25 protein-coding genes and 1 pseudogene are annotated in these 25736 nt (G+C 67.0%); 15 read left to right on the top strand and 11 right to left on the bottom strand.

Annotated elements, in window-relative coordinates:
• The first annotated feature begins 54 nt into the window (after positions 1-54).
• Both B8W69_RS26055 and B8W69_RS26050 read left to right on the top strand, forming a co-directional pair.
• On the top strand, positions 55-1764 hold the full coding sequence (locus tag B8W69_RS26055) for a hypothetical protein (protein WP_085292587.1): 1710 nt from the start codon (positions 55-57) through the stop codon (positions 1762-1764).
• The gene (locus B8W69_RS26050; protein ID WP_085292599.1) at positions 1761-3146 is read left to right on the top strand and encodes a CHAT domain-containing protein; all 1386 of its coding nucleotides are present in this window, start codon (positions 1761-1763) and stop codon (positions 3144-3146) included. Before B8W69_RS26055 ends, B8W69_RS26050 begins: the two co-directional genes overlap by 4 nt.
• Before the next feature lie 3 nt (positions 3147-3149).
• Here the strand turns inward: B8W69_RS26050 and B8W69_RS26045 are convergent, their stop codons facing one another.
• Positions 3150-3449: a hypothetical protein gene (locus tag B8W69_RS26045; RefSeq protein ID WP_110882064.1), complete on the bottom strand. Its 300-nt coding sequence runs from the start codon at positions 3447-3449 to the stop codon at positions 3150-3152.
• Between the two features lie 83 nt (positions 3450-3532).
• Between B8W69_RS26045 and B8W69_RS26040 the strand changes: the two genes are divergently transcribed.
• The 3 genes from B8W69_RS26040 to B8W69_RS26030 are packed head-to-tail and all read left to right on the top strand — an operon-like array spanning position 3533 to position 7094.
• Complete coding sequence (locus B8W69_RS26040) at positions 3533-4861, top strand: hypothetical protein (RefSeq protein ID WP_085292598.1); 1329 nt, start codon at positions 3533-3535, stop codon at positions 4859-4861.
• Positions 4858-5997: a hypothetical protein gene (locus B8W69_RS26035; RefSeq protein WP_085292585.1), complete on the top strand. Its 1140-nt coding sequence runs from the start codon at positions 4858-4860 to the stop codon at positions 5995-5997. Before B8W69_RS26040 ends, B8W69_RS26035 begins: the two co-directional genes overlap by 4 nt.
• A gap of 38 nt (positions 5998-6035) precedes the next feature.
• A complete protein-coding gene (locus B8W69_RS26030) occupies positions 6036-7094 on the top strand; it encodes an NAD(P)H-dependent amine dehydrogenase family protein (RefSeq protein WP_085292584.1) in 1059 nt (352 codons plus the stop codon).
• A gap of 9 nt (positions 7095-7103) precedes the next feature.
• Here the strand turns inward: B8W69_RS26030 and lipL are convergent, their stop codons facing one another.
• Positions 7104-8405: an esterase/beta-lactamase LipL gene (gene lipL, locus B8W69_RS26025; RefSeq protein WP_085292583.1), complete on the bottom strand. Its 1302-nt coding sequence runs from the start codon at positions 8403-8405 to the stop codon at positions 7104-7106.
• Positions 8406-8444: 39 nt separating this feature from the next.
• Complete coding sequence (locus B8W69_RS30775; RefSeq protein WP_165762697.1) at positions 8445-8603, bottom strand: hypothetical protein; 159 nt, start codon at positions 8601-8603, stop codon at positions 8445-8447.
• A 60-nt stretch (positions 8604-8663) separates the two neighbouring features.
• Between B8W69_RS30775 and B8W69_RS26020 the strand changes: the two genes are divergently transcribed.
• Genes B8W69_RS26020 through B8W69_RS26010 form a run of 3 tightly spaced genes read left to right on the top strand, consistent with a single transcriptional unit; the run spans position 8664 to position 10570 of the window.
• Complete coding sequence (locus tag B8W69_RS26020; RefSeq protein ID WP_085292582.1) at positions 8664-8837, top strand: CsbD family protein; 174 nt, start codon at positions 8664-8666, stop codon at positions 8835-8837.
• Positions 8837-9556 carry a cutinase family protein gene (locus tag B8W69_RS26015; RefSeq protein WP_085292581.1) on the top strand — a complete coding sequence of 240 codons (720 nt, stop codon included), beginning with the start codon at positions 8837-8839 and terminating at the stop codon, positions 9554-9556. Before B8W69_RS26020 ends, B8W69_RS26015 begins: the two co-directional genes overlap by 1 nt.
• Positions 9557-9583: 27 nt before the next feature.
• The gene (locus tag B8W69_RS26010) at positions 9584-10570 is read left to right on the top strand and encodes an NAD-dependent epimerase/dehydratase family protein (RefSeq protein ID WP_085292580.1); all 987 of its coding nucleotides are present in this window, start codon (positions 9584-9586) and stop codon (positions 10568-10570) included.
• Positions 10571-10584: 14 nt separating this feature from the next.
• Here the strand turns inward: B8W69_RS26010 and B8W69_RS26005 are convergent, their stop codons facing one another.
• From B8W69_RS26005 to B8W69_RS25995, 3 genes are all read right to left on the bottom strand, one after another.
• Positions 10585-10974, bottom strand: coding sequence for a PPOX class F420-dependent oxidoreductase (locus tag B8W69_RS26005; protein ID WP_085292579.1), 390 nt, complete (start codon positions 10972-10974; stop codon positions 10585-10587).
• Positions 10975-11054: 80 nt separating this feature from the next.
• Positions 11055-12509: an aldehyde dehydrogenase gene (locus B8W69_RS26000; RefSeq protein WP_085292578.1), complete on the bottom strand. Its 1455-nt coding sequence runs from the start codon at positions 12507-12509 to the stop codon at positions 11055-11057.
• Positions 12510-12541: 32 nt separating this feature from the next.
• Positions 12542-13246, bottom strand: a complete 705-nt coding sequence (locus B8W69_RS25995; RefSeq protein WP_085292577.1) for an SDR family NAD(P)-dependent oxidoreductase — start codon at positions 13244-13246, stop codon at positions 12542-12544.
• Positions 13247-13381: 135 nt separating this feature from the next.
• Here B8W69_RS25995 and B8W69_RS25990 point away from each other — a divergent pair, with 135 nt between their 5' ends.
• From B8W69_RS25990 to B8W69_RS25975, 4 genes are all read left to right on the top strand, one after another.
• Positions 13382-14347, top strand: coding sequence for a TIGR03621 family F420-dependent LLM class oxidoreductase (locus tag B8W69_RS25990; protein WP_085292576.1), 966 nt, complete (start codon positions 13382-13384; stop codon positions 14345-14347).
• Positions 14348-14449: 102 nt separating this feature from the next.
• Positions 14450-15337 carry an enoyl-CoA hydratase/isomerase family protein gene (locus tag B8W69_RS25985; protein ID WP_085292575.1) on the top strand — a complete coding sequence of 296 codons (888 nt, stop codon included), beginning with the start codon at positions 14450-14452 and terminating at the stop codon, positions 15335-15337.
• Positions 15318-16133, top strand: coding sequence for an aromatic ring-hydroxylating oxygenase subunit alpha (locus tag B8W69_RS31645; protein ID WP_245843369.1), 816 nt, complete (start codon positions 15318-15320; stop codon positions 16131-16133). The genes B8W69_RS25985 and B8W69_RS31645 overlap by 20 nt, the downstream gene beginning before the upstream one ends.
• A 72-nt stretch (positions 16134-16205) precedes the next feature.
• Positions 16206-16763 carry a TetR/AcrR family transcriptional regulator gene (locus tag B8W69_RS25975; RefSeq protein ID WP_085292574.1) on the top strand — a complete coding sequence of 186 codons (558 nt, stop codon included), beginning with the start codon at positions 16206-16208 and terminating at the stop codon, positions 16761-16763.
• A gap of 9 nt (positions 16764-16772) precedes the next feature.
• Here B8W69_RS25975 and B8W69_RS25970 read toward each other — a convergent pair whose 3' ends face one another.
• Complete coding sequence (locus tag B8W69_RS25970) at positions 16773-17975, bottom strand: cytochrome P450 (RefSeq protein ID WP_085292573.1); 1203 nt, start codon at positions 17973-17975, stop codon at positions 16773-16775.
• An 11-nt stretch (positions 17976-17986) separates the two neighbouring features.
• On the bottom strand, positions 17987-18820 hold the full coding sequence (locus tag B8W69_RS25965; RefSeq protein ID WP_085292572.1) for a mycofactocin-coupled SDR family oxidoreductase: 834 nt from the start codon (positions 18818-18820) through the stop codon (positions 17987-17989).
• Positions 18821-18997: 177 nt separating this feature from the next.
• Between B8W69_RS25965 and B8W69_RS31870 the strand changes: the two genes are divergently transcribed.
• A complete protein-coding gene (locus tag B8W69_RS31870; RefSeq protein ID WP_281255250.1) occupies positions 18998-19120 on the top strand; it encodes a hypothetical protein in 123 nt (40 codons plus the stop codon).
• A gap of 104 nt (positions 19121-19224) precedes the next feature.
• Complete coding sequence (locus B8W69_RS25955) at positions 19225-20055, top strand: rhomboid-like protein (RefSeq protein WP_085292571.1); 831 nt, start codon at positions 19225-19227, stop codon at positions 20053-20055.
• On the opposite strand, the gene B8W69_RS25950 is transcribed toward B8W69_RS25955, so the two are convergent.
• Both B8W69_RS25950 and ligD read right to left on the bottom strand, forming a co-directional pair.
• Positions 19996-22038, bottom strand: coding sequence for a glycoside hydrolase family 172 protein (locus B8W69_RS25950; protein ID WP_085292570.1), 2043 nt, complete (start codon positions 22036-22038; stop codon positions 19996-19998). The two genes, B8W69_RS25955 and B8W69_RS25950, sit on opposite strands and share 60 nt — an antisense overlap.
• 1244 nt (positions 22039-23282) lie before the next feature.
• A complete protein-coding gene (ligD, locus tag B8W69_RS25945) occupies positions 23283-24314 on the bottom strand; it encodes a non-homologous end-joining DNA ligase (RefSeq protein ID WP_085292569.1) in 1032 nt (343 codons plus the stop codon).
• Between the two features lie 26 nt (positions 24315-24340).
• Between ligD and B8W69_RS25940 the strand changes: the two genes are divergently transcribed.
• Entirely contained in the window at positions 24341-25411 is a 1071-nt protein-coding gene (locus B8W69_RS25940; protein WP_085292568.1) for an ATP-dependent DNA ligase, read from the top strand.
• A gap of 68 nt (positions 25412-25479) precedes the next feature.
• On the opposite strand, the pseudogene B8W69_RS25935 reads toward B8W69_RS25940, so the two are convergent.
• Positions 25480-25736, bottom strand: a pseudogene (locus tag B8W69_RS25935) (hypothetical protein); the annotation flags it as partial.

Genomic DNA, 25736 nt, shown 5'->3' with positions numbered 1-25736 from the left:
CCGCCGCTCGCGGTTTCGCCAACCAGACACCACCCCCGGACTTATGATGCAGCCGTGTCGATCCCGGACGAATTGGAGAAGGCGCGTCGTATGGCGTTCGCCGCCGATGAAGCCGGGGCACGCGACCTGCTGCTCTCGTTGATTCCGCGGATCGACCGCGACGACCTCATGCTGGAAGCCCTTGCGCAGCTTGGCGAGATCTACCTCGCGCGCGGGGCTTACGACGGGGTCCGGGAATCCGTGCGGCGCATACGGGACTGCGTGGCGATCTACGCGGGCATCGCCTCGGGCTCGGCCGCCGAGCGGGTGCGGCTGTCCGACGGCGAGATCGCACACACGATCTGCCGATACTCGCGGCGCGCCCAGTTCCTGCAGACAGGACTGGCCGCGGCGCTGGGTGATCACGAAGGCGCGGCGGTGGCGCTGGCGCCGTTGTGCGACAACGACTCCGGACCTGGGGATCTCGCCGACGAGCACCGGTACCTGTGCACCCACGCGCATGTTCTGTGCGCCGTCGCGTTGTGCGACGACGACCTGCACGTCCGGTCAGCCCCCTTGTGGGAGAAGGTTGTTGACGGCATCGAGCGTGCCGGCGACAGCGGTGAGCGCGCCGACCACCTGTGGGTCACCGCGGCGACCGGGTACGGCAGGTTCTGCGTGGAGACCGGACGGTTGCCGGAAGCCGAGCCGTGGCTGCGCCGCGCCCAAGCGCGGGCAGAAACCAACGGGTGGGAACTGGCCGCAGCCAGAGCACAATTGGAGCGGGCCGCGGCGCGGTGGGTGGCAAACGACCACGCCGGCACCGAAGAACTGGTCGGGCAGGCCTATCCGGTCATCGCCCGCCACGACCGGGCCCACGACGTCGCCCGGTGCTGGCTGTACATGGGACTCACCCGGCTGGGAGCGGGCGCCCTGGAGGCCGCCGACGACTGCTGGGAACACGCCGAACGGCAGTGGCGGGAGTTGGGAAAGCCCTTGCATCTGCACCGTATCCTGTTGCAGCGCAGCTGGATCGCCATCTTCTGGAGCCACTTCTCCGACGCGGTCGAGCTGATCGCGCAGGCCCGGGAGCTGCTGGACTCCTCGCCGCGCAGCAGCTGGCTGCAGTACGCCCAGCTCGACAATCATCTCGGAACAGTCTGGCGCGCGGACGCTTTGGCGGACCTCGGTTTCGACAGCTCAGGTGATCCCGACGAGACCCTGGAGGAAACCGAGGCGCGACAGGCGGAGGGGCTCGGCATTCTGCGCGGCGAGGTCGGCACGCCGGAGTACTGGCGCGGGATGACCAAGCTCGAACAGGCCGCCGAGCTCAAGGTGCCGGCCGCCCTGGCGGTCGACTCGGTGCGATATTCGATCGCCGACGCCGACGCCAGGGCCCGGTGGGCCACCGGCATTGCGGCGCCCATCCTGGCCGGCGCCTTCGCCGTGGCCTGGGAGTGGGAGAACACCGCGCTGATCAGTGAGCTCATCGAATACCACAGCGCGCGAGGTACTTTCGAGGGCCTACAACGACCGCGGATCGGCGAATGGGCGTCGACGGCCATCGCGTCGGTGCCCATCGACGCCGACGCGGGGCCCGCCGCGCTGGCCGCCGCGGGCCCGCCTGTCGCGGGCGGCGCGTCGCTGACCAGGCTGGGGCCGTTGCCGCCGTTGCAGATGCAACCTGGGGCGGAGCCGATCCTGAGCCACTATCGTGTGCTGGCTTTGCAACGCTACGGGCGCCATGTCACCGCGGCCGAGCCGGCCTGGTCGACGTGGCCATGAGCGAGCCCGACCGGCTGACCCTGGTGCTGCGGTACGCCGACCTCGGCATCGCGACCTACGCCAGCCTGCAGATCGTCGGACAGCCGTCGAGAACCGTCACCTGGGTGCTGGAAGAGCCGCTGCTGCTGGCCGCGCTGCAGGAGCTCACCGCCGCCCTGCCCGAGCCGTACGGCGCCGAAACGCGGCGTGATGCCATCGAGCGTGCCCTGGCCACCGGACCATTCGCCAAGCCGGACAACGAACTCACGGTCGCCTACATCCTGGGTGTGCTGCTGATCGGTACGCCCGGATGGCAGCTGTTGGCCGAATGCGTGGCCTCGCCGCGGGCGGTGCTGTTCGTCTCGCCGAGCGCACGGCTGGCCCGGGTGCCCTGGGGGCTGCTGGCGATCCCGAAGTCGGGTCCCGGCAAAGAGGAACTGGTGCATGCGCGCCAGGAGGCGATTACCGCCAGCGGCCGCGCCGCAGCCCAAATCCCTTGGCAGCTGGCCGATATCGACGAGCTCACCGACGGCCACCGGCTGATGGAACTGGTCGACGTGCTGATGGCGGTGCCGCCCAACATCGTGCACTCGCCGCGAACTCCCGCAGGCTGGGACGCCCGGCGACAAGGGCCGCCGCTGCTGGTTCTCGATCCTCGCGTGCCGGGACAGCGACCGGACTCCGCGCTCGGATCGGTGCTGGGCAGGCCCTCGCCGCACACGCCCGTGGCGCGGCATTTCGCCGGACTCATCGAACGTCGACCCGTCCTGCCGCGCGCCGACACCGTGCTCGACCTGTTCCGCCGGCAAGACGCCGACCGTGCGTGGCTGGGCGAGCTGCTGGCGCAGACCCCGTGCCGGCTGCTCTATGTCGGCCACGCGAGTTCGGCGGATGACCAACACGACCAGGGAACTCGGGCAGACCGGGCGGCCCTGCACCTGGCCGACACCGCGGATATCCCCGGGGATGCCAACGCGATCGGCGATCACCGCCCATTGACCGCCTCGGACCTGATGGCCCTTCGGTTGCCGATGCCGCCCCGGGTGGCGCTGCTGGCGTGCGGATCGGGCGGTGACTATCTATTCGACGAGGCAACCGGCTTGGTGGCGGCGATGATCCTTAACGGCGCGCAACTGGTGACCGCCACCTTGTGGTCGCTGCCGACGACGGCGGCATATCGGCAATTCGCCGCGTCGTCCGGCGCGCCGGGTCCGGAGCCGGCGGATCCGATGGCTGAGCTGGTGGCCGCCGTGGACGGCGCGCACGACGCCGCGCGGGAAGCCGGATGCGCGGTAAACCGTTGGCAGCGTGAACAGATGCGGCGCTGGCGCGACGGGGATCTCAGCGCCAGCCCGGTGTATTGGGCCGCCCTGGTCACGTTCACCGTGGACGGCGAACGGTAGTGCTCACAGCGACGCCACCCAGGCCGCGTGCACGGCCAGCACATCGTCGGGCAGCGAAAGCTCCTCGCGCGCGGTCGGATCGAAGGCCACCAGCACCACCAGGCCCGGCCGCAGCACAGACAGGTCCAGACCACCGTCGCATCGCGCCAGCTTGCCGATGAACGTCTCCCCCGAGACGGCCACCACTTCGATGAAGACCTGACGTTTGACCTTGCGCACGGTGCCGACCCCGACGGTGCGGTTCCCGGCGCCCCGGCGGCGGCGGGATTTGAGCCAGTCGGCCAGCAGCAGCAGCTTGTTCATTCGATCAGCGTCGGGCCGCAGACCGGCTACCGAACCCAACTTTATGGCTGCCGCAAATTTTGCGATGGCCCTATTCTGTGCTGATGACCGCTGGCCCGCAGGTAGCGACCGCCGTGGAAGGCGAGGCGTCGGGTCATCCGCGGCGGCTGGTGATCGAGGCGGCGTGGCGGGCCATCGGTCCGGGCGTGGGGGTGCTCAGCGGTGACGATGGCGGCCCGCTGAGCCGCACCGTCAAACGCATCATCGACCCGTTGGTGCTGCGCCTGCGGTCCAACCCCGCGTATTCGGCCCCGGTCGTGACGCCCGAGACGGCCGCGGAGATGCACGACCTCATCGTCGGTAGTGGTTTCGAATTGTGCTCGGCCGCAGCGTGGTTCGAGGCACTCAAGCTGGAGCGCCGCCGGCAGCGGATTCGCACCGGGAACGCGCAGGAACTGTACTTTCCGGTGTGTTTCGAACTCGCCGTCACGAAAGGTCCACCGACGCCGCAGGATTACCAGACGGCGGCGGCGGTGCTCGGCGAGATCCACCGGGATCGCGACCGCACCGCGATAGAGGTCCTGCATCGCTACGTCGCGGACCCCGATGTCGTTGCCACTCTCACCGAGCAGCTGGAGCGCAGTTGGCGCGACGTGCGGGCGGGCGAGGCCGCCATCGATCCGTTCCGGGCCGAGCTGGGCACCGTCTTGGGCGCGGCCGGCAGCCACGGCGCCGCCGCGGCCCGCCAGCGGGTCTGGACGGCGATGATCACCGACCCCACCCCGTACAACCTGGGCGCGCTGGCCCGCACCGAGACCACCCGGCTGCCATGGTCGCTCGTCGAGTTGGGCTTGAGTTCGATTGCGCCGCAACGCCCCCCGGCCATCTCACAGAGCGTGGATGGCGACCGACCGCTGGATCGCAGCGTGGTGGACCGGGTGCGCGCCACCCTGCGGCGTGCCTTGGATCGCGACGCGTTACCCGAAATCCCTTTGCTCTGCGAGGAAGAAGTCGACCGGGCCTGCGCGCCGTGGGGGTTGTTGGCCGAAGACAAACAAGCCACGCTGGTGGCAGGCATCGAGGTCGCGGTCCAGCTGGCTCCGCTGGACCCGTCCGCCTCCTGCAGCTACGACTTGGCCACCCAGATCCAGGCGCGGCTTCGCAAGGAAGCCTATGTGTTGCACGCCCGGCGCTACCTGGCCGAAAACGGCCCGATTCATCCTCGCCAACGGCAGGTGGTCGACGACCTGGCCGCCTACGCGCAGCCCTACCTGAGCCGGCTGTGGGCCCGGCTGCACGGGCGCGACGTCTGGCAGGAACCGTGTGCCGACGTCGACGACGTGCGCGCGCTGCTCGACGGGGTGGCGCGGTCGGTGAGCCTCGACCACCGGCAACGGATCAAGGCGATGCTGGAATCGCGGGTGGCCGGATGAGACTGGTTGCCGATTCCGGGCTTTGGAGCACCGGCCCCGTCGACGCCGCGGCCGCGGTGCCACTGGTCACGCTGCTGGAAGTCAGCGGCGCGGTGCTGTCCTGGACACTGGACGATCCCGACGATGCGGCGCCGCACATCACCTTCACCGATGTGTCGAGCGCGGACTGGCTGTGGCGGGTCCTCGGCGAGGCCGGACATGTCGCGGTCGTGTCCGCCGTGGACGGCGCGGCGGGCCGGCCGGCCAGCATCGAGCTCACCGGCGTCGAGCTGGTGCCGGGCTCGGTCGCCCCGCTGCGCAGGCTGGCCACCGGGCACTGGCTGCGCCGGTGGTGGCCGGCCAGCAGGCAGGACGGTATCGCTGGCCTGGACCGTGCGCTGCTCGACATCGAAATCGCGTTGCTGACCGCCGGGGCGCAGAGCTTCTTCCCCGACGACACGCTGGATTCCGATGTGGCGCAGTTGCTTCAGCCCCACGCCGCCGCGCTGATAAGCCAGGTCCGCAGCGATGATCCGCGGGTTGTCGATCTGGTCCGGGCGGGCGCCGGGCTCGCCGGCGAGATCGGCACGGACGGCGACCACCGGCCCGAACTGATTGCGGCCGTGGACGATTCGAGCCTGATCCTGACGTTGCCGAGCGATCGCCGCGACGACTACGCACTGGCCGCCGGTATGGGCGCGGGTCCGCGCGGTGCGGGCGCGATAGCGCGGGGCGTCGCGTCCATCGCCTGGAGCGGGGTCCCACCCGCGATCTTCGATGCCGGCGAGAACACCGTCGGCTGGAGCGTCGAGGCCGGCGGGGCGACGGTCGTCGCCGTGGTGCAGGCCGCCGTCATCGGCCCGGACCCGGCTACCGGCATCACGGCGCGGCTGCGTTCCGCGGCCATCGACGGCACCGGCACCCTGGACGCGACCGGGCGCGCGACCCTTCCCCTCGAGGACGGCCGGGGGCGCGCCCTCACCGAGTCGGCGGCGTGGGACCACGACTGGTCGGCGACGTCGGTAATTGTCGGCGCCGAAACGCCCGAATCCGCCGAGACCCGGGAACGCGTGCGGCGGTGGGCGCGGGCGCGGCTGGACCTGCCGCCGCGGGACGCTTTCCTCGCCGAAATATTGGCCTCAGAATCTGCCTATTAGGCCTACTAAGAACCCCGGTCATTCCCTATGCTGAGCGAGTGCCAAACACCTATCGCGTCGTTCAGTGGAACACCGGAAACGTCGGCAAGAGCTCACTGAAGTCGATCGTCACCAACCCCACCCTGGAATTGGTGGGCTGCTACGCCTGGTCGCCGGAGAAGGCCGGGCGCGATGCCGGCGAACTCGTCGGGCTCCCACCCCTCGGCCTCAACGCCACCAACGACATCGACGAGCTGCTGGCGCTGAAGCCGGACTGCGTGGTCTACAACCCGATGTGGATCAACGTCGACGAACTGGTCCGCATCCTGTCCGCGGGCGTCAACGTGGTCACCACCGCGTCGTTCATCACAGGACACAACCTGGGCGAGGGCCGCGACCGCATCCTGGAGGCCTGCGAGAAGGGCGGCTCCACAATCTTCGGGTCTGGCGTCAGCCCGGGCTTCGCCGAACTGCTGGCCATCGTGTCGGCCATGGTGTGCAACCGGATCGACAAGGTCACGGTCAACGAGGCCGCCGACACCACGTTCTACGACTCCCCTGAGACCGAGAAACCGGTCGGCTTCGGCCAGCCGATCGACCACCCCGACCTGCCGGCGATGGCCGCGAAGGGCACGGCCATTTTCGGCGAGGCCGTCCGGCTGGTGGGCGACGCGCTGGGGATCGAGCTCGACGAGGTGAAGTGCGTCGCCGAGTTCGCCCAGACCACCGAGGATCTCGTCATGGCGTCCTGGACCATCCCGGCGGGGCACGTCGCGGGCACCTACATCAGCTGGCAGGGCATCGTCAACGGCAAGGTCCTGATCGACCTCAACGTCCGGTGGAAAAAGGGGCAGACGCTCGAACCCGATTGGCAGATCGAGCAGGACGGCTGGGTCATCCAGGTCGACGGGCAGCCGACGGTCACCACCAAGGTCGGCTTCCTGCCGCCGCCGTACTTCGAGGCCACCACGCTTGAGGAATTCATGGACCTCGGTCACATCATGACGGCGGTGCCCGCCATCAACGGGATCGCCGCGGTCGTCGCCGCGGCGCCAGGCATCGCCACGTATGCCGATCTTCCGCTGACGCTGCCGCGCGGCAACGCGTTTGTCAGGTAGCCCGGACGGTCAGCCGTCGCCCGACGCCGCGGTGTCCGGGACATTCGCCCGTCGCCGAGCGGGTTTGGCGTAGCGGGCGCCCAGCGCCGGCACCTCGATCGGCCCCTTGTCGCGAACCGCCTCGATGGCATTGCGCAGCGGACGGGCAAGGCCCGCAAAGGATCCCATGTCGAACAGCAGCGGGGTCAGCAACCGGTTGTGCACGAAGCCGAAGGAGCTGCCGGTCTCGGGGTCGGCCCAGCCGAGCGTTCCGCCGAGCCCGACGTGACCGAAGCCGCGCAGCAAACCGGGAACCGGCGACTCGTGGTAGCCCAGGTGAAAAGGCATGGGCACCATCATGTTCGCGTCGGGCCACTTTCGGCGCGCCTGCCCGGCCAGCCCGCGCGCCAGGTCCTCGGACACGAACTTCTTGCCATCAATGCGGCCGTCGTTGGCCAGCACGCCGAACATCTTGGCCAGCGCCCGCGCGGTCACTACGCCGTTGGCGGCGGGCACCTCGCCGTCCAGAAACGGGGTGTCACCCTTGATCAGGGAGATGACGCCGGGGAAGTACATCGCGCCCAGCGCACCGGAGAACGGCAGACCAGCCACCCGCGGTGCGATGAAGTTGATCACCGGTGCGCGCAGCCTGCCCTGCGGCAGCAGGATTTGGGCCGGCGTGGTCGGGGAGCCCTCCGGTGGGCGGCCCAGATGCAGCCCGTCGGTGTTGAGCGGACGGGCCACCTCCTGGCGGATCAGCTCGCGCATGCCTTTGCCGGTCACCGCCCTGGCCAGACCGGAGAGCAGCCATCCGTAGGTGAGCGCATGGTAGGCCTGCACGCCGCGCAGGTGATCGACCGGCGCCGCCGCCAGGCGCTCCTCCATCAGCAGGTGATCCATCAACTCCGTCTTGGTGACGCCCCGGAGGTGTGACAACCCGGAACGGTGCCGTAGGACGTCGCGGACCGTGATCTCGGCCTTCCCGTTGGCGGCGAACTCGGGCCAGTATTCGGCGACGGGCGCGTCGTAGGACAGCAGGCCGCGGTCGGCGAGCCGGTGGATCACGGTCGAGGCGACGCCCTTGGTCGCCGAGAACACCATGGCGCCGGTGTCCGCGGTCCAGCGCTGCGTGCCGGCCCGGTCCGACCACCCGGTCCAGACGTCCACGACGGCCACCCCGTCGACGTAGACGCTCAGCGCTCCGCCTCCGAACCGGCGCCCGGGAAACAGCTGGGAGAACACCCTGATGGCGCTCGCGAAACGCGGGTCGGCAGCACCGGACACACCGCGTGGCAAGCCGGCGTCGGTGACCAGCAGAGTCGACGGCTTCACCGCGTCGCGACGCCTCGAGCGTTCACGAGGTTGAAGCTATCAGCCCGAATGCTCGGGTGGCTCCGGATTTGCACCGGGGGGTTCTTCGGTGGGCGAGTCCCCCAAATAGCGCCTCAGCCGCAGCAGCTGATTGACCACGATGCCGATGCCGAGCAGCATCAATCCCACCACTACTGCCACCACGATTGCGGTGCTCACGGGTCCATGATGACAGGGTGGGGGTTTTGATAGCTGCTGTTGACGGGTAGCCAGCACGCCATGAGCAACGAAGACAAGCTGAAAAACAAGATCGAGGACCTCGGGGGCCGGGCCAAGGAAGCCATCGGCAAGGCAACCGGAGACCAGGACACCAAAAACGAGGGCAGGGCGGACCAGGCGAAGTCCAGCCTGAAAGATGCCGGCGAGAAGGTGAAGGACGCTTTCAAGAAGTAATGAACATTCGGAGATTGGCCGTCGTGTCGGCGCGCGGGCTGTCGGTGTCCGCGCTGTCGGCTGCGGCGGTGTTTGGTTCGTTCGTCCCGAGCGCGGCCGTCCCACCCGCGGCGGCCGAGCCGTGTCCCGACGTCGAGGTCGTTTTTGCCCGAGGATCCGGCGAACCGCCCGGCGTCGGCGGGATCGGTCAGCCGTTCATCGACGCGTTGCGCTCAGAGATCGGCGGCAGGTCACTAACTGTCTATCCGGTCAATTACCCTGCCAGCACTGACTTTTCGAGCCCCGACTTCCCCGTGACCGTCATCGATGGAATCCGGGACGCCAGTTCGCACATCGAGTCGATGGCGGCGAACTGCCCCAACACCAAAGAGGTGCTCGGCGGCTATTCGCAGGGCGCGGCGGTGGCGGGCTACACCACGTCGGCCGCCGTGCCCCCGGGTGTCCCGGCATCCCTGGTGCCCCCGCCGATGCCGCCGGACGTCGCGAAGCACGTGGCCGCCGTGACGCTGTTCGGGACGCCGTCGGGTCAGTTCCTGCAGAAGTACAACGCACCCCCGCTGACCATCGGGCCGCTTTACCAGCCCAAGACGCTCGAGTTGTGCGCGCAGGGCGACCCGGTCTGCGGCAACGGCGACGACACCAATTTCGTCGCGCACACGTCCTATCCGGTTAACGGCATGACAAGCCAAGCTGCCAACTTCGCCTCCAGCCACCTGTAGGTTTTTGCGGTCTTGCAGAATGAGCCGATGCGCGTTCTGATCACGGGCGGTACCGGCTTTGTCGGTGGGTGGACCGCCAAGGCCATTTCCGACGCCGGGCACTCCGTCAGGTTCCTGGTCCGCAACCCCGACAAGCTGCAGACCACCGTCGCCAAGCTGGGCGTCGACGTCTCGGACTTCGCCGTCGCGGACATCGTCGACCGGGTCGCGGTGCGCGAGGCGTTGCAGGGATGCGACGCCGTCGTGCACAGCGCCGCGCTGGTCGCCACCGACCCGCGCCAGACGCCGGAGATGCTTGCCACCAACATGCAGGGCGCACAGAACGTTCTGGGTCAGTCCGTCGAGCTCGGCCTGGATCCCATCGTCCACGTGTCCAGCTTCACCGCGCTATTCCATCCGGACCTGGAGACGCTGACGGCGGACCTGCCGGTGGTGGGCGGCGCGGACGGATACGGAACGTCCAAGGCGCAGGTCGAGATCTATGCCCGGGGCCTGCAGGATGCGGGAGCGCCGGTCAACATCAGCTATCCGGGCATGGTGCTGGGCCCGCCGGTGGGAGACCAGTTCGGTGAGGCCGGCGAGGGGGTGCGGGCGGCAGTGCAGATGCACGCGATTCCGGGGCGCAGCGCGGCTTGGCTCATCGTCGACGTCCGCGACCTGGCCGCTTTGCACGCGGCATTGCTCGAGCCCGGACGCGGACCGCGTCGCTACACCGCCGGAGGTCATCGGGTGCCCGCGGCCGACCTCGCCAACCTGCTCGGCGAGGTCGCCGGGACACCGATGGTCGCCGTCCCGATCCCGGACACCGCGCTGCGCGTTGCGGGCGCGGTGCTGGATCGGGCGACCCGTTTCCTGCCCTTCGATACGCCGTTCACCTGGGCGGGCATGCAGTACTACACGCAGATGCCGGCGTCCGACGATTCCCCGAGCGAACGAGACCTCGGCATCACCTATCGGGACCCCAAAGAGACTGTGGCGGACACCTTCGAGGCCATTCGCGCCGCGGGCGGCTGAGCGTGGGGCCGCCTTCAGCCGGCGGGCTTGATCTCCAGGCCGACGTGCACCTTGTCGATGCCGCCGCGCACGATCGAGTGCACATAGAACCACGGCGCGTGATACCAGTACCGCTTGAGGACGGCGTTGTAGACGCGTCGCGTCTCGGACTTCGGTAGCACCCGGGCGACGGCTTGGACCTCTTCGCTCTTGGGCTTGCCCAGCGCCGCGCTCTTGGCGAGAGTCACCCTGGGAGTGTTGTTGATGCGCTTGGTTTTCCACGACCCGTCATCGGTGATCACCAACAGTGTGTCGTCGCCGTCGGGCACGCCCCAGATCGGTGTCGGTTTCGGACGGCCATCCTTGGTGAATGTCGTCAACAGCAAGTACTTGGATTGGATAACGTCCTTGAAGCTGGGGGCCACGCGTGTTCCTTACCTATGGGGGATTGCCCATCCCTATCCCCGATAGTTAAGAAACTTAAACATGGTTGCAGCCCTGCAGGTCACGAGGCCGCGGTCGAAATGGATTGGCTGACCGTGTAGCTGTCGATCCCCTCGGTGCCGAGCTCGCGCCCGTACCCGCTGTTCTTGACCCCGCCGAACGGTGCCGCCGGATCCATGATGTAGCCCTCGTTGACGCCGAAGGTGCCCGACCGCACCCCGACCGCCACGCCGTAACCGCGCTCGACATCGGCGGTGAACACCGATCCCGCCAGCCCGTATTCGGAGTCGTTGGCGATCCGAACCGCCTCGTCCTCGTCCCGGTAGGAGACGACGGTCAGCACCGGGCCGAAGATCTCCTCGCGGGCGATCCGCATGTCATTGGTGGCATCGCTGAACAGCGTCGGCCTTACGTACCAACCGGTTTCGAGGCCGTCGGGCATCTCGCTGCCACCGGTGACCAGGCGCGCGCCTTCGCTTCTCCCCGATTCGATGTAGCCGCGGACCCGCTCCTGCTGGCGCCGCGCCACCAGCGGTCCGATCTGCGTATCGGGGTCGGCCGGGTCACCCACCGTCATCGACTGCATGCCCGCCGCCAGCGCGTCGACGAACTCGTCCTTGCGGGCCTCCGGCACCAGGATCCGGCTCAGCGCATTACATACCTGACCGCTGTTGGCGAGGCTGGCCATCTGAATCGCGTTGGCGGTCGCGGCCGGATCGGCGTCGTCGAGCACCACGGCCGCCGACTTGCCGCCCAGTTCCAGGCTCACCTGGGTCAGCCCCTGGGCGCACGCCAGAGCGACCTGCCGCCCAGCGGCGGTGGACCCGGTGAACGAGACCTTGTCCACGCCCGCGTGGCCCACCAGCAGTTCACCGACGTCGCGACCGCCGGGTACCACGTTCAGCACGCCCGGCGGAAAGCCCGCTGCCGCAACGAGTTCGGCAAGCAGCTGCGCGTCGAGCACGGATTCGGGGGCGGGCTTGAGCACCACCGAGCACCCGGCCAACAGCGCCGGCACGATCTTGCACATGGTGAGGAACTGCGGCATGTTCCACGGCACCACCGCGGCCACAACGCCGGCCGGTTGCTTGACGATCCGAATCTCCTTGCCGTACAGGCCCGGACGATCCTGTCGCCACTGGTAGTTCGCCGCCATGCCGCAGAACGCCGAGATCATGGTCAGCGGCAGGCGAACCTGCGCCATCTTCGCGAAGGTGATGGGGGCGCCGATCTCGGCCGAGATCAGCGCGGCCATGTCGGCGCGCCGCTCCTTGTAGATGCCGGCCAGGCGGGTGAGCGCCTCGATCCGTTCCGCCGGCTGCATGCGCGGCCACGGCCCGGTGTCGAACGCCCTGCGCGCCGCGTCGACGGCGCGATTCACATCCTCGGGTCCCGCGGCGACCGCGTGGCCGATCACCGCCTCGCTGTGCGGCGACACCACCGAGATGACGGTGTCGTGTCCAGAGGCTGGCGCCGTCCATTCCCCATCGATGAACAGCTGGTCCCTCTCGTACATCAATCTCCTTGGAGGCTCTGCGTTTTCGGCGATCAGGTGTTGCGGCCGCCGTTGACCCCGAGTATCTGGCCGGTGATGTAACCGGCTTCCTCGGAGACGAAGAAGGCGCATGCCGCGGCGATGTCCTCGGGCTTGCCGACGCGACGCACCGGGGTGCGCGCGATGTGATCCTCCACCGTGCCCCCGAGCAGGTGCCGCCGCTCGGCGCTGCGCAACATCGGGGTGTCGACGAAGCCCGGCGGAACCGCGTTGACTGTGATGCCGGCCGGGCCGTATTCGAGGGCCAGCGACTTGGTCAGGCCGTTCACCGCGGACTTCGCGGCGACGTAGTGGGCCATGAACGGCTGCCCGGAGTTGGTGCTGGACGACGAGATGTTGACGATGCGACCCCATCCGGCCTCGACCATGTCGGGCAGCACGGCCTGAACGGTGTGGAAGACGCCGTGCAGGTTCACGTCGATGACCTTGGACCATTCGTCGAAGGACATGTTCGAGAAGTTTCCGAACCCCTCCACGCCTGCGGCATTGACCAGCACCAGAATCGGGCCGAACGCCGCGCGGATCTCCGCTATCGCGGTATCGACCTGGGCGCGGTCGGTGACGTCGGCGCCATAGCCGAAGCCGTCGTCGGTTGGGGTCAGGTCGAGGACTGCCACCCGGAATCCGTCGCTGCGCAATCGCTCGGCGACCGCACGGCCGATCCCCGAAGCACCGCCGGTAACGACCGCCGTCTTCACTCGAGCAACACCTCGACTTTCCTGAGCGACTGCCCAAATAGGCTTCACATGCCTATCACCCGGCCTCGCCTGCGGTCAAGCGCGAGTTGTCGATTTCGCCTTGATTCCGCTCAGGGGCCCACTTAGGGTCCGTTGATGGACAGACCCCCGTTTCGTTTCGGCGTGCAGGCCACCAATGCCGCGGGGTCACGAGAGTGGCGCGATACCGTTCGGCGGGTCGAAGATCTCGGATACACAACGCTTTTCCTCGCGGACCATTACCTGGGACCGGGACCGGCGCGGCGAGAGGCGCGCACCCCGCGCCAAGATCTGGCACCCATCGCGGCCATGGCGGCGGCCGCCGCCTGGAGCGAGACCTTGCGCATCGGTTGCCGCGTCTTCTGCATCGACTACCACGTGCCCGCGGTGCTGGCCAAGGAAGCGGCGACTCTCGATCTGCTCTCCGACGGGCGCCTCGAATTCGGCATCGGCGCCGGATGGAGCGGAGTCGAGTACGCCGCGATGGGGCTCGCATTCGACCGGCCGGGCCGGCGCATCGCCAAGCTGGCCGAGGTGGTCGCGCTCGTCAAGGCCCATTGGCAGGGCGAAGAACTTGACTATTCGGGCGAGTTGGTCGAGGTACGCGGTTATGCGGGACGACCACGGCCGGTGCAGCACCCCCATCCACCGATCATGATCGGCGGGGGCGGCCAGCGCGTTCTCACGCTGGCCGGACGCCAGGCCGACATCGTCAGCATCTCGAGCGTCCCGTTTGTGGCGCACGATCCCGACGGGCTGGACCCACAGGCGGTGGCGGAGCGCCGGATCGGCTTTGTGCGTGCCGCCGCGGGCGGGCGCTTCGGTCGGCTGGACGTCGAAAGCTCCCCGTACTTCACCGAAATCACCGACGACCCCGAGACCGTGCTGGCGGGGCTGGCGAAGTCGACGGGCATCGCCGCAGACCTGTTGCGCGATCATCCGAGTGTGCTGATCGGTTCGGCGGAACACGTTGCCGCGACGCTGCATTCGCGCCGAGAAACCCTGGGCGTCAACTACGTCACGGTGCAGCAGGCACAGATCGACTCCTTCGCGCCGGTGGTGGCCCGCCTGCACGGACGGTGAGCCTTGACCGCCGCGACCGCAGGTGCGAGCATGTCAGCTAAGCGGTTTGGGCGATCGCTCAAACCGCTTAGCTGACGGTTGCTCGCGGAATGAGACGGCTCAATGGCAAAAAGAACCAGGTACAGCGAATATCACGATCGGTATGCGAACTACCGGTTCGAACTCACCGACGACGGAATCCTGTTCATGCAGTGCCACACCAACGGCGGCAGCCTGGTGTGGGACTGGCGCGCGCACGACGACATGTCGGACGCGTTCGCCGACATCGCCGGCGATCGCGAGATCAAGGTACTGATCCACACCGGCACCGGCGAGAACTACAACGCGAACTGGGGCCGCTTACCCAACGGCGAAGCGGTGGACAAGCCCGAATATCTGCTGATGCCCGGCACCCGTGGCCTGGTCAAGCTCGATGAAAAAGCTTGGTACGCAAGACACCTGATCAGCAACGTGCTCGACGTCGACGTCCCGATGATCAGCGCGGTCAACGGCCCGTGCAACATCCACTCCGAGGTCGCGCTGATGGGCGACATCGTGCTGGCCTCCGACGACGCCTACTTCCAGGACGCCTCCCACTTCCCCCGCGGCCAGGTGCCCGGCGACGGCCAGCACGTCATCTGGAGCTTCCTGGCCGGTCACACCCGCGCCCGCTACTTCCTGTTGACCGGCATGAAGCTCGGGGCGGCCGAGGCCAAGGAGTGGGGCGTCGTCAACGAGGTGCTGCCCAAGGGCCAATTGCTGGACAGGGCCTGGGAACTCGCGCGCGAACTGGTCAAGCGTCCACCGCTGACGCTGCGTTATTCGCGCCAGTTGTTCACCAACCCGCTCAAGCGGGCCTTCATCGACGAGCTCGGCCACGGCCTGGCCCGGGAAACCTACGCGCAGCGTGCCTTCTTCCCGTTCGGCGGCGACATGGCACCGCTGGACCGGGCCTGGGACCAGGAGCCCTGGACCAACGGCGGCCAACGCAGTGAAGGAGTCCCCTCGTGACCAGCATCCAGCAGCGCCTGTCGATCTGCCCGGACGGCTCGCGTCGGTCGTGATCGCCCGCGACCGCGACGACACCGTGCACGCCTTCCACAACGTGTGCGCACACCGCGGCAACAAGGTGGTATGGCAGGAGCACCCGGGCCGGGAATCGTCGGGCACCTGTCGCGCGTTCGCGTGCAAGTACCACGGCTGGCGCTACGGCCTGGACGGCAAGGTCAACCACATCACCAACGAGGGCGAGTTCTTCGACCTCGACAAGAGCACGCTGCGGATGCCGCCGGTGCACTGCGAAGTCTGGGCCGGGTTCATCTTCGTCAACTTCGCCGACGATCCGGTGCCGTTGCGCGGCTTCCTGGGCGACGGCCTGCTCGGCATCGAGGCCTATCCCATCGACAAGATGACGCAGCACTACAGGTTTTCCACCCGCATCAACGGGAACTGGAAGCTGGCCGTCGACTCGATCTGCGAGTGGTATCACCCGCAGGGGTTTGCCGATCTCGAACCGTTCGTCGCCGATTGGGCGCTGCCGACGCGAGCGCAGCGCTACGAGGCGCGACTGTCCAGGCCCTACGACGACCTCGTCAGGTTCTACCATGCCATCGCCCCCCGGGCCGAGGAGGCGATCGCGTACCTGAATCAGCGTGACATCAACGCATTATCGGACGATGCGACCAGGCTGCTGCACCTGCTCTATTCGATGATCCTGGTCTCCTACGCAGTCAACGTGTTCAATCAGAGCCGCATCCCGGATTCCGGCGCGGCCTTCTTCGACATGGTCGCCGAACCGGTCCCCTGACACGCCATGTGATAAGACCACACTGTGACCGCATCCCAGCGACCGAAGGCGCGTGATTCGACCACGCGCGACATGCTGGTGGCGGCGACGAGTCAGATCATGATCGAGGAGGGCTACGCCGCCGCGACGTCGCGGCGGGTGGCCGCCAAGGCCGGCGTCAAACCGGCCCTGGTGCACTACTACTTCCCCACGATGGACGAGTTGTATCTGGCCGTCTTCCGCAGCGGTGCCGCCGTCTACCTGGAGCGTCAGCAGCAGGCGCTGGCCTCCGATCGCCCGCTGCACGCCTTCTGGGACACGCTCACCGCGCCCAAGGACACCCGGCTGCTGCTGGAGTTCATGGGACTTGCCAACCACCGCAAGGAGATTCGGGCCGAGATCTCGGCGTGGTCGGAACGCTGGCGCGAACAGCAGATCACCGCGCTGAACTTCATCGTTCGCGAACACGAGCTCGACACCGACGAATTCCCGCCCGCGGCCCTGGCGCTGGTCATCGCCTCCATCGGGCGCACCCTGATCCTCGAGCAGGGGCTCGGCACCCACGGCGGGCACGACGAGGCCGTCGCGCTGGTCAATCGCTTCCTGGACCGGTTCGAGATGCCCACCCCGAAGAAACGCCGGACCACCTGACGCGGCGGCTCAGGGCAACACGACCCGCAGCCGCTCCCAGCCGCGCACGGTCGACGTCGACGCCAATTGCGCGGTTTCGTAGTCGATGTCCCATTCGGGCCACCGGTTGAGGATCTCGTCGAGCGCGACGCGGCCCTCGAGGCGGGCCAGGTTTGCGCCCAGGCAGTAGTGCACGCCCTTCCCGAAGGTGATGTGCGAGATGTTGTCGCGACGGATGTTGTAGGTGTCCGGATCGGTGTAGCGGCGGTGATCGCGGTTGGCGGCGCCGAACAGCAACAGCATGGCGCTGCCGGCCGGAACCGCCGTGCCGTAGCACTCGAAATCCTTTGCCATCCAACGCGCGACGTGCGGGCCGGTGGGTTCGAAGCGCAACGTCTCGTCGATGGTACGAGTCAACAGTGACCGGTCCTCGTACACCGCGCGGCGCTGGTCGGGGTGCTCGGCGAGCACCTTGGCCAGCCAGCCGATCAGCCGGCCGGTGGTCTCGTTACCCGCCCCGGCGACCACCTGGGTGTAGTGCAGCACCTCTTTGCGGGTCAGCTTGCGGTGCACCCCGTTGTCGTCGTCGAATTCGACGTTGAGCAGCGTCGTCATCAGGTCGTCCGAGGGGTTCTTGGAACGCCATTCGACGTAGTCGGCATAGATCCGGCCGTCGGCGATGGAGTCGGCGTCGGCGACCTTCAACGGCGCACCCGGTTTGGTGCGCAGGTTGGCGTCATTGGCGTCACGCACCGAGATCTGTTCGGACTCCGGGATTCCCAACAGCATCCCGATCACGCGCATCGGCATCATCGATGCGAGCTCGGCGATGATGTCGAATCCACCGGAACCGACCAGCGGGTCCAGGCAGCGTATGCAGTATTGCCGAATCTGGTCCTCGAGGGCGGCCATCCGGCGGGGGGTGAACACCCGCGACATCAGGCCGCGCAGCCTGGAGTGCTCCGGCGGGTCCTGGAACATCATGACGCCGCCGGGCATGTCGAATTTCGACTGGACGAGCTCGAGGATGTCGCTTCGCCGGTTGGAGAAGGTCTCCCAGTTGGCCAGTCCGTGCTCGACGTCGGAATGCCTTGACAGGGCCCAGAAGTCGTAGCATTCGTTGTAGTAGATCGGCGCCTCTTCGCGCAGCCGCGCGTAGCTCGGGTAGGGGTTGGCATTGATGTTGACGTCGTAGGGGTCGTAGTAGACGTCGGTGTCGTTGGTGACGGTCATCGATGCTTTCCTTACTTCAGACAGCTGCCGGCATCCACCGGCAGCGCCACGCCGGTGATGTATCGCGCTTCGTCGGAGGCCAGGAACAGCACGGCATTGCTGATGTCCTGGGCGGTGACCCACGGGATCGGCAGTGTGTGGAAGGTTTGGCAGATCGGCGCGAGGTCGTCCGGCCCCGAGTTCTCCAGATCGGGCCGAAAGGCATGAAAGGTGCCTTCGTTGATCAGCAGTGGCGTGTTCACATGGGTCGGCAGCACGGCGTTGACCCGGATCATCTTGTGCCCCAATTCAACCGCGAATGCCCGCATCAGCCCGATCACCCCGTGCTTGGCCGACGTGTAGTGGCCGGTATGCAAGTAGGCCTTGTTACCCGCGACCGATGAGGTCAAGATGATCGAACCGCCGCGGTCCCCGTCCAGCATGTGCGGGACACCGGCTTTGACCGTCTTCCACACCCCGCTGAGGTTGACGTCGATCATCTCCTGCCACAGCGCCTCGTCGGTCTTGTGCAGCTTGCCGGTCATCGTGCCGATGCCCGCGTTGGCGACGATGACATCCAGCCGCCCCAGCTGTTCGACGCCGCTGTCGACCGCTGCCTTCAACGCGTCGTACTCACGCACGTCTACTTCGGCGGCCACGACGCGAGCTCCGGCGTCCTTGACCATGCCCGCGGTGACGTCGAGGTCTTCCGGCGTGGCGGCCGGGGCCGGCGAGCCTTCGAACCCACGGCAGATGTCGACCGCGATGATGTCGGCACCCTCCTGCGCGAGCCGGACGGCGTGACTTCTGCCCTGCCCCCGTGCCGCACCGGTCACGAATGCGACCTTGTCATCCATCCGACCCATGCATCCTCCACCGATCGACTTTGGGCGATCGCCCAAACGTGTGGCGCAGGCCATGTTTAGCAGCATCCCGACGAGTCCGTCAAGACCGCGCATTGCTGGCCGCCCGCCACACGGCTCCCGACGATGTGCCGTTCATCCGCGCCGGGTTCGAGCCGCGGCCGGGCGACATCGTCGCGCATGAACATTGGTGCCGACTGCTCGGACATCGAGATGCGCGCCGCCCTCGAGGTGAACATGCCCAATTACGCCTCGGCCAGAGTGACCGCCGATGATGCCATCGCCGCGATCGCCTCTCTTTAAGGAGACGTCACGGAGCCTGCCGGCATCGTGAAGATTTGCGGCATGGGTGTGAAGGCTTCGTTAAGAACGCGGCATGGCGCCAGCCGGACCGGCACCGTAAAACCATGACCTTCGCCGCTACCCGCGACGGCGTCCTGCGCTGGACGCAGGCGCCGCTGCGCGCCGCGCCGGCCGCGGCATCGGTTCGAGTCACGGCCACCTATGCGGTAATCCTGCTCGCCATCTACCTCATCCTCGCGGCGCTGGGCCCGCACGCGCACGAGGTCGCTGTAAGCCGAATGAGCACAAATGTTCACAACCTCGGCCGCGGTCATCTGGGCACCTTGATCGGGAGCGCATTCGTCAACGACGGCGGCGACCTGTTCTTCTGGCTGCCCGGGCTGGTCTGCCTGCTGGCCCTGGGTGAACTCATGTGGTGCGGCCGGGGGCTGCTCGTCACCTTCGCCGTCGGCCACATCGGCGCCACGGTGATCGTCGCGGTCGGGTTGGTCGCCGCCATCGAGACGGGGATGTTGCCCGTCTCCGTCGCCCGCGCCAGTGACGTGGGGATCAGTTATGGCGCGGTGTGCGTGCTCGGCGCGTTCACGGCGTCGATCCCGGCGCGCCGGCGCGGGGTCTGGGCAGGCTGGTGGCTGGGCACCGCGGTGGTGGCGGCCGCGAGTGCCGACTTCACCGCGATCGGTCACGTGGTGGCCTTGCTGCTCGGCATCGGATTGTCGTTCCGGATGCGGGCGGCTGCCATCTGGACACCGCTGCACCAGGCATTACTCATGGCGGGTGTCACGTTCGCCTATCTGTTGCTCGCCGGGCCTTCGCTGATGGCGCCGGCCGGCGGCCTGGCCGGTGCACTTATCGGACTGGCCACCAATCGCTCCCTAGTCAGCGGGCCCCGTCAGTGTGTCGACGTGGTAGCGGCTGGCGGTCCAGGGCGGTGAGTCGGCGGTGGGCATCAGGGTGACCGTCACCTGCGCCTTGTCCGCGGTCACCGACTGCGGCACCAGGTAGGTGTCGTCCAGCCACCGGTGAAAGGTGTTGCTGCGCGGCTGTAGCCAGTTGCCCGTCGGTACGCCGTCGACGGCGACGTCCGCCGATTGAAATCCGGTCGCTTGATCCGAGGTGCGCCGCAGCAGGACGCCGTGGTTGTCCGGATCGATCTGGACGTGAAAGACGATCGCGCCCTGGGCGGCACGGACCGAGCCGACCACGGGCAGGGTGTCCTGAGTGCCCTCGTATTCGCTGACCAGCAGCTGGTCGGTCGCGTCGGAGTCGGTGTAGCCGTGCAGGACTCGATTCACGGGATCGGTGGGGCTGACGTCGTCGCCCGCGGTGATGTCGGCGTCGGCCTGCGTATAGAGGAATGCGGTTGAGCTGTAGTCGGGTTGGACCATATTCCTTTTCCCGTGCTCGATGCCGAATCGGATCCCGGAGTGATAGCCGATCGCGTCGGCCAGCATGATCCGGTACACGGCGACGCAGTAGTCGGCGCAGCCGCCCGTGGCGGTGCGTTGATCGGGTTGGCCGTTGAATGGGTCGCTGAAGTGGGTGCCGTTCTTGAAGTACCAGCCGCCCTCGTACAGGTCCTCGGTGCCGGTGCCGTACCACTGCGGAGACGCGGCGCCGTCGGTGTAGACCCGCTCGGCGCCTTCGAGAAAGTAGGGGGCGTCATCACTGAACGCCGTCTTGGTTCGATAGCCGCGGATGGTGTGGCTGACGCCGACGAATTTGCCGCGTCCCTGTTCCTCGGCGAACACCCAGTCCTGGCCCGCCGCGGTCGGTCCGGCGTGCGAGCGAGCGGTGAAGTAGCCGGCACGGCCGCTGGTCAACGCGGGCGCCCATTGCGCGTCGGGTGCGGTGGCGACGTCGCTGACTATTCCCGTAACCGGCGTGGCGCCCGCGTTGACGAGCGTGACACGGGCCGACCGCGCGAAAGGCATTGGCCACCAATCGCATAACACCCACGAGCCATCGGGCTGAGCGCTGGTCCCGAACATCAACGATCGCACGGGATTCGCGCCGAGGCCGGCACCGAAGAATTCCCCGAGCGGCGAGTCGACCAAAGTACGCCCGTCGAACTCGATCTGCAGCCGCAAGTCGCCCAGCTGTCCCGCAGCCGGTTCGGGCAGTTGCACCCGCAGCTCCGAGATGCTGGCCGAGCCAGTCGATTCGGCGATGGTTTGCGCGGCGCCGGGGGCCAGGTCGCTGACCCGCGTGCTGTGCGCCGCACCGGCTGCCGCCGGTTTGGGGTCGACCACACCGGCAGACTTGAGCGTGTCCAGCACATCGAGCGCGGGATCGGATGGTGAGAACGTGTTCACCCCGTCGCCATCGGGAAACTGCCGATAGTCGACGTGGTAATACTCCAAATGCGATGTGACGCTGACCCGCATCGAACGCCGGTAGGGCATCGGCACCTTGATGTAGACGCCGCCCGGCGATTGTGCGGCGTTGGCCACCAGCGGCCACACGAACGGGGCCCCCGATTTGCCGTCGACCAACGATTGCAATGGTGTGTCTACAACGGCCTGTTCGTCCAGCTCGATGCGGATGTTTCCGAGAGCGCGGACGTTGCCGCCATCGCGGGTCAGCCAGATCGAATCAATCTCTCCGGCACCGTGATTTTCCGCGATGACGCAGCCGGCACCCCCTTGTGCCAGGCACCCGCCATTGCCGTTGCGATTACCGGTGGAGATGTCGAAATCGCCGCCGCTGCGGTCAAAGCTCGATACCTGCAGAGTCTGCGAACCGGGGTTCAAATAGGGCAATCGGTCCAATCGGCGGTAGGTATCCCAGCCAACCATTCGTGCACCCGATTGGTTGGTGTCGGGTGCGGCCGGCTCTGCGGCGGCCACCCCGGCACCGGGAATTGCCACGAGCAGCAACGCGAATACCGCGGAACTTACCCGCGTCGCCACCGACATAGCCACTGAGCCTACTTTTGTCAGTCTCGATAGCGGATGGTCCGGCCGCAACTTCCCAATCAAACGGGCAATCCCGTACTCGCAGTCTAAGCAAAAGGATAATTTCGTACCGGAAGTTGGATTTGACTGCGTTGGACAAGGTCGTATCCTGTTTTGGGGCAACGCCTTTAGGCCCGGCCGTTCTCCCGGAATGCGGGTTAGGCGGGGGCAACGCACCGTCTTCGCTAATCAACGCGCACAAAGCGCGACAATTGCATTCAACTACCCCCTTGCGGCACGCCAAGACCCCGTTTTCGCGGGAGTTTACGAGCGGACACCGGCGCGCGATTCGAATTCGCGCGTTCGTCACTCGCGCGGCTTTCAGTCAGGTGACGTAATTTGTTGAAAATTACTCGTTTCTGTACTCGCTCGAGAGCTCAACGCGTAATGTTCCTACTCTCGGGCGTCAAGATTTCTCCCTAAGGACGGAGTGGTCATGTCTGGTCTGAAATACAAAGTTGTTCTTGGCATTATCCTCACCTTCACCGCCGTCGCGGCTTCCGGCTGCACAACGCCGATAACGATCGACTGCGGACCTAACCTGACCTGCACAGGGTAGGTCCGCCGGGGACCCGGCAGGGTTCTCAGCTACTCGCACCCATTACTCGGTACGGCTCCCTATTCGGTCCTATTGAGTGCTCCCTCGATGACATTGGGTGCCAGTCCTCGCACGGCTGTATGCCGCGACGTGTCGGCGTAGCGGGATGCTGCCGTGAGCGCATCGGCCAGAGCCTCGTGATGTGAATCTAGTTGGGCTTCAAGGCTTTTGCGGATCTACCGGTCGCGGTCCGGGTCGCCCCTGACGCAACGCCGGCGAACGAACGACGCGGGGGCGTGCGCACGTTTCGGGCCCGTGCGCACGCTCTACGCGAGTCGCTTGCTGGCCTTTGCACGGGTTAGCCGTAAGCTAATCGCCTCAGCGCGGCAACGCTGAATCCCTTGGCAATTTCTGGGTTAACACTGACTCGGCATTTCCCCACCGAGGCCGGCACCACTGCAGTTCGCCTTGCCCGATGACCCCGATTGTCACTGTGACAAATCGCCTTAAGCCACCGCGACGCAACAGAATCACTCCTCTGCGGGCCCCGCCGGTGCTACGTTGAGGTCCTCACGTGGGCAAAGCGGCTCATCTACGCGATAGGCGGTAAACGCGGGCCAATCGCCGGCCGCGGTTCCGATCCCCCGATCCCCCCCGATGATTTCGGCTAGCCCTTGTCGCTCTTGAGATCTCGATCCCGGCTGGGCTGAACGCGTTTGGGCTCGCCGGGCATTTTCGGATAGTTGGGCGGATACGGCAGATCCCCGAGCCCGCGCTCTTCGTCGGCCTCGGCCATTTTTAGTAAGGAAGCGATCGATTGGGCCGCATCATCCATTGCGGCCCAGGGGTCTTCTCGGCCCCGGACCAGATCGGGCACCGTCGCCATGGTGTAGTCGTCCGGCTGGGCGTCGGTCAGCTCCTCCCATGACAGTGGCATCGAGACCGTCGCGATCGGGGTGCGCCGCACCGAATATGCCGACGCCATGGTGCGGTCCCGGGCATTCTGGTTGAAGTCGATGAAAATCCGCTCGCCGCGCTCTTCCTTCCACCAGGACGTGGTGACCAGGTCGGGCGCTCGGCGCTCCACCTCGCGGGCCAGGGCGATGCCGGCGCGGCGCACCTCGATGAAATCCCAGTCGCTGGCAATCCGCAGAAAGACGTGGATCCCGCGACCACCCGATGTCTTCGGATATCCGGCCAGCCCGAGCTCGTCGAGCAGCGGCCGCAAAACCTCGACCGCGACGGTGCGCGCCTGCTCGAACGCGACACCGGGCTGCGGGTCCAGGTCGATGCGCAATTCGTCGGGATGGTCGGTATCCGGGCAGCGCACCTGCCACGGGTGCAAGGTGACGGTGCCCATCTGCGCCGCCCACACGACCGCCGCCGGATGAGTCACCTTCAGCGCGTCGGCCGTCCGCCCGGACGGAAACGTCACCTGGCACGTCTGCACGTAGTCGGGATGGTGCTGCGGGATCCGCTTCTGGTAGATCTCCTCGCCGTCGATGCCGTCCGGGAAGCGTTGCAGGTGGGTGGGCCGGTCGCGCAGCGTCTCGAGCATCGGACCCCCCGCGACGGCGCGGTAGTAATCCACCAGGTGTCGCTTGGTCCCCTTCGACCCCAGTTTCGGGAAATACACCTTGTCCGGATTGGTCAGGCGCACCGCAACGCCGTCGACGTCGAGCTCTTCTGCAGCAGCCATACCGTCGATTCCAGCACAATCAGGCTATGGACCTCCCTGTCATGCCGCCGGTGTCGCCGATGCTGGCGAAGTCGGTGCGTTCAATTCCCCCTGAAGCGTCCTATGAGCCCAAGTGGGACGGCTTCAGGTCGATCTGTTTCCGCGACCACGACAAGGTCGAGCTGGGCAGCCGCAACGAACGGCCGATGACGCGCTATTTCCCCGAGCTGGTCGCCGCGGTCAAAGCCGAGCTGCCGGAGCGCTGCGTGATCGACGGCGAGATCGTCATCGCCACCGACCACGGGCTGGATTTCGAGGCGCTGCAACAACGCATTCACCCGGCCGACTCGCGGGTGCGGATGCTGGCCGAGACCACGCCGGCATCCTTCATCGCGTTCGACTTGCTCGCCCTCGGCGATGACGACTACACACGACGCCCCTTCAGCGAGCGGCGGGCCGCCCTGGTCGATGCCCTGGCGGGCTCGGGACCGTCGATCCATGTCACGCCGGCGACGACGGATCTGGGCACCGCGCAGCGCTGGTTCGACGAATTCGAGGGCGCCGGCCTCGACGGCGTGGTTGCCAAGCCGCTGGGCATCACCTACCAGCCGGACAAGCGGATCATGTTCAAGATCAAGCACGAGCGGACGGCCGACTGTGTGGTGGCCGGCTATCGGGTGCACAAATCCGGTGCCGGCGCGATTGGTTCGCTGTTGTTGGGTCTGTATCAGGATGACGGCCAGCTCGCGTCGGTCGGCGTGATCGGCGCGTTTCCGATGGCCGAGCGGCGGCGGCTGTTCGATGAACTACAGCCGCTCGTCACCGATTTCGAGAATCATCCGTGGAATTGGGCCGCGCACGAGGCCGGCGAGCGGACCCCTCGTAAGAACGAGTTTTCGCGCTGGAACGCCGGTAAGGATCTGTCGTTCGTGCCGCTGCGGCCCGAACGGGTGGTCGAGGTCCGTTATGACCACATGGAAGGCCGGCGATTTCGTCATACCGCGCAGTTCAATCGGTGGCGCCCGGATCGCGAACCGCGCTCGTGCACCTACGAACAACTCGAACAACCGGTGACGTTCAGCCTCGGCGAGATCGTGCCGGGACTCGGTTCGAGCTGAATCTTTTGATGCCCCAACCTGTTTTAGCTTGGATTCGGTGCTGGTGATGACCGGCGGCGGTAAGGTACCTAGTTGGTCGTCGGTGGTGGTTGGGGTTGGAACGGTTCGTACCACCACCAGTCGGCCCGCTCGCCGGTGGGCCCGGGACACGGTGGGACGGCGGGCGGGGGAAGCTTTGGCGGACGCGCGAGCGATCCCCCAGTGAGTCGTCGACCGGCGCTGTCGGTGACGACGAGATCGTCGGTGGCTCCGGTGATGGTGATGACGCCGCGGTGGTGTAGCCGGTGGTGATAGGGGCAGACCAGCACCAGGTTGAACAACTCGG

The organism is Mycolicibacterium vulneris, from assembly GCF_002104765.1.
GTDB classification, from domain to species: domain Bacteria; phylum Actinomycetota; class Actinomycetes; order Mycobacteriales; family Mycobacteriaceae; genus Mycobacterium; species Mycobacterium vulneris.
The sequence above is the reverse complement of the archived record's forward strand: the minus strand, read 5'-3'. Positions and strand labels throughout refer to the sequence as shown.